The 3,952-nt window shown below is 72.4% G+C and carries 4 protein-coding genes; 2 read left to right on the forward strand and 2 right to left on the reverse strand.

The window, feature by feature from the left end:
- On the reverse strand, positions 1–662 hold a 662-nt coding region (locus NBW84_RS16180; protein WP_250285577.1), incomplete at its 3' end, for a TerD family protein.
- 417 nt (positions 663–1,079) lie between these two features.
- Here NBW84_RS16180 and NBW84_RS16185 point away from each other — a divergent pair.
- Positions 1,080–1,790 carry a suppressor of fused domain protein gene (locus NBW84_RS16185; protein ID WP_250285578.1) on the forward strand — a complete coding sequence of 237 codons (711 nt, stop codon included), beginning with the start codon at positions 1,080–1,082 and terminating at the stop codon, positions 1,788–1,790.
- Positions 1,791–1,825: 35 nt separating this feature from the next.
- Here the strand turns inward: NBW84_RS16185 and NBW84_RS16190 are convergent, their stop codons facing one another.
- Positions 1,826–2,716 carry an LLM class F420-dependent oxidoreductase gene (locus tag NBW84_RS16190; RefSeq protein WP_250285579.1) on the reverse strand — a complete coding sequence of 297 codons (891 nt, stop codon included), beginning with the start codon at positions 2,714–2,716 and terminating at the stop codon, positions 1,826–1,828.
- Positions 2,717–3,446: 730 nt separating this feature from the next.
- Here NBW84_RS16190 and NBW84_RS16195 point away from each other — a divergent pair.
- A partial coding sequence (locus NBW84_RS16195) for a MaoC family dehydratase (RefSeq protein WP_250285580.1) occupies positions 3,447–3,952 on the forward strand: 506 nt, incomplete at its 3' end.

The raw sequence follows: 3,952 nt of genomic DNA on the forward strand, positions 1-3,952 counted from the left end.
CCCCACGGCTGGGCCGGCGGCGGCTGGGCCGGCGGCGGTGAGGACGACGGCGCGCCCCAGCCACCCCCCGCCTCGGCGGGCTGCGCGGGCTGCCCCGTCGGGGCTCCCCACCGCTGCCCCGGCGGCGGGGTGACGATCTGGGTGGGCGGGTCGACCGGCGGGGTGCCGGGGTCGTCCACCGTGATCCCGAAGTCGGTGGCGATGCCGGCGAGCCCGGAGGCGTACCCCTGCCCCACGGCGCGCACCTTCCACGCGCCCTGGCGCCGGTAGAGCTCCACGAGTATCAGCGCGCTCTCGACGGTGAGATCGACCGGGTCGAAGCGGGCGATCTCCTCACCCCGGGCGGCCCGGGCGACGACCCGCAGCCCGCTGACGGCCGCGAAGGTCTGTGTGCCGGAGCCGTCCAGGCTGCCGGTGACGACCACCTTGTCGATGTCGGCCGGCACCTGCGTCAGGGTGAACTCGAGCGCGGACGGCGGGAGCAGGCGTACCCCCGGCCCGGTGGGCTGGTTGAAGAACACGAAGTCGGCGTCGGAGCGGACCTTGCCGTTCGCGGTCACCAGCAGCGCGGCGATGTCCAACGGGGTGGACGAACTGATCTCCACCCGTACATCGGTAGTGGACAACGGTGCGTTCGCGCCCTTGCTCAGCACCTGCGCCATGGTGGCCTCCGCATCTGCCCTGTCGCCTGTCCGCCTGTCGGCATGTTGCTGATCGGCATGTTGTTCGACGCCCGCGGGCGTGACTCCCGCGAGGCCATCGTGACGGATACCGGCTCCCGGCCGACAACCGGCACCCGGCGGCCGCCCGTTCCCCCATGACGGTGGACGCGCCCGACCGGGTAACGACCCGGCCCCGATCCACGGTTCCACCTGATAGGCCTGATATGCCTCTCCGGAGCCGAAAATTTCCCGGCGCTGCCCGGATCCGGATTCGGGCCGCGTCCGGCGGATCCCCGCTCGCGCGGACCAGCGGCGCCCGGGCGGTCGATATCCACAGGGAAGCCGTCCGCCGGAGGCCGTCCACAGGGAAGCCGTCCGCCGGACGATATCCGCCGGAGGCGGCTTAGAGTCGGCGCTGTGGACGTTCCGGAGGTGTTGAAGCGGGTGGAGACGCACCTGCTGCGGGAGTTCGGCCCCGACACGGGCCGCGCGGAGATCACGTTTCTCGGTTCCGAACCGATCGAGGTGCTGCGTTTCAGCCACCCGACGGAGAGGGTCATCCGTTATGCGACCCTCGGGATGTCCCGGAGCCCGATGAGCGATCCGGCCTCCCCCGTGCTCGACCCGGCGGGGCCCCGTGCCGAACTGGTGCTCTCGCTGAAGGAGCCCCGCGACAGCGTGGCCCGCCGGCTGGCCCTGCTGGCCGCGATCCCGGCCGTCGAAGGCGTCCCGGTGGTCGCCGGGGCCGGCCTCGACCTCGGTGAACCGTTGTGGGACGGCGCCGGGTTCACCGCGGTCCTCGTCGCCGAACCCGGCGGGCTCATCCCGGACCTGCCGCTACCGGACCCGTCCCCGAAAGATCCGGCACTGGAAGATCCGACGCTGTTTGATCACGATCCGCCCGCTCCTGATCCGTCCCTGCCGGGCGGGCCCGCGGGCCGGCAGCCGGCGCGGACGCCTGTCCGCGCGCCGGTGCGTTTCCTGCCGGTCCTGCCGATGACGCCGAACGAGTCCGCGTTCAAGCGGGTCCACGGGGCGGCCGAACTGCAACGGCGCTGGCTGGCCGCCGGCACCGACCTGCGCGATCCCCGGCGCGTCGGGCTGCGTCTGGACGCCGGCGACCGGTAGGGGCACCGTCCGGCAGGGACAGCGTCCAGGAGAGATCAGCCGGTGACGGCGATGTCGGCGAGGTTCTTGACGACCGGGACGCAGATCCGTTCGACCCAGGCGTCCACCGCCTCACCGCCGGGCGGGACGACGATCACGGTGTCGATGCCGAGGCGCGCGTACCGCTCGGCATCGGCGAGGAAGGCGCCGGCGTCCTCCCGGGCCAGCGCGTCGCCGTTGTAGATGATCGTCTTGGAGATCTCCGCGTAGTCGCGGCCGACCGCGTCGCAGTGCGCCCTCAGCACGTCGAGCTTGTGTGCGACCACGTCCACCGAAGGGGCGAACAGGTTGCAGGCGTCACCGTAGGTCGCCACCAGGCGCAGCGTCCTGCGCTCCCCGCTGCCCCCGATCAGGATCGGCACGCGCGGCCGGCTGACCGGCGCCGGCACGCACAGCGTCTCGGCGAGCTGGTAGTGCCGGCCGGCGAAGGGGCCGTTGTCCTCGCTCCACATCTGCCGGCAGATCCGCAGCGTCTCCTCCAGCCGCTCGAACCGCTCGGCGACCGGCGGGAACGGCACGCCCAGCCCGTGGTGCTCGCGGTCGTACCAGGCGGCGCCGATGCCGAGCTCCGCGCGTCCGCCGGACAGCACGTCCAGGGTGGCGATGATCTTCGCGAGCAGTCCGGGGTGACGGTAGGTCACGCCGGTGACCAGCAGCCCGAGCCGCAGCCTGGACGTGTAGGCGGCGAGGAACCCCAGCGTGGTGTAGCCCTCCAGCATCGGCTCGTCGGCCGGGAACATCGCCTCCATCTGGAAGTAGTGATCCATCACGCTGAGCCGGGCCACGCCCGCGTCGTCGGCGACCCGGGCGGCACGCCCCAGGACCGGCCCGACCGCCTCCGCTCCGCCCGGCCAGGTGAACCGGACCACGTGTACGCCAAGCAGCATCGCCAACTCCTCACGTCTCACGTCTCACGTCCCGGTCGTGCCCGGGGCTTCTCGCCGGGAGGGCCGCGGGCGGCACGGTCGTGTTCTCCCGCGCCGGCTTTCCGCGCCAGAGGACGTCCCGCCGGTCCCGGAGTTCCCGCCCGGCGGTGGCGGGGCGGAAGCCCGGTCCCAACCGGCCCGGCCGGGCCCGGCGAGGCCCCGCCGGGCCCGGATCTCCGGGCCGTCACCGGCACGCGCCGGCCGTCGTCGTCCCGCCCTGTCACCACCCCGGTCGCAGCTGTATCCCGGTCGCCGCCGTCGTCCCTGCCGCCGTCCCCATCCTGACGGACGTCGGCGGGCATGGCCACGCTGGGACGGGCCGGAGCTCCCCGGGCGCGGCCGCCGTGGCCGGCGGGGCACCGCGCGTGGACACCCCACGCTCACCGCCGCGCCACCGCCCTGTCACCGCCGTGCCGCCATCGCACCTCACCACACGGTGTTCTGCCGCCATCGCCACCCCGCCGCCGTTCACCCGGCCGCCGTTCACCCGGCCACTGGCACGCTGCCAGCCCTTCGCCGCACCGCCGTCAAGAGGCGATCGAATAGCTACTTTCCGCAATTACCGATCGGGTGTGGCCGTGAATCGGGCAGGTGCCCGGCCGACCTGGAAGGATCGGGCCCGGGCGGGTTCGCGACGGCGGGCCCCGTCGTGCCGCGGCGGGGAACTCCGGGAGAGCGAGGAGAGCGCATCATGCAGTTCGGCCGGTATTACGAGGAGTTCGAGGTCGGCGCGGTCTACAAGCACTGGCCGGGCAAGACGGTCACCGAATACGACGATCACCTGTTCTGCCTGTTGACCATGAACCACCATCCACTGCACCTGGACGCGCACTACGCCGAGGAGACCACCCAGTTCAAGCGGAACGTCGTCGTCGGCAACTACGTGTACTCGCTGCTGCTCGGCATGTCCGTCCCGGACGTCTCCGGCAAGGCCATCGCCAACCTTGAGGTCGAGTCCCTCCGGCACGTGAAGCCGGTCTTCCACGGCGACACCATCTACGGCGAGTCCGAGGTGCTGGACAAGGTCGAGTCGAAGAGCAAGGACGACCGGGGCATCGTGCGGGTCGAGACCCGCGGCTACAACCAGGACGGCACCCTGGTCTGCATCTACCGCCGCAAGGTGATGGTGCCCAAGCGCTCCTACGGCGAGGCCCGTGGCGGCGAACAGCCCGGCCGCCCCGTCCCCAACGGCTCCTG

Origin of the sequence: Protofrankia sp. CiP1_Cm_nod2 (genome assembly GCF_920664355.1) — a bacterium.
In the GTDB taxonomy this organism is placed as follows: Bacteria; Actinomycetota; Actinomycetes; order Frankiales; family Frankiaceae; genus Protofrankia.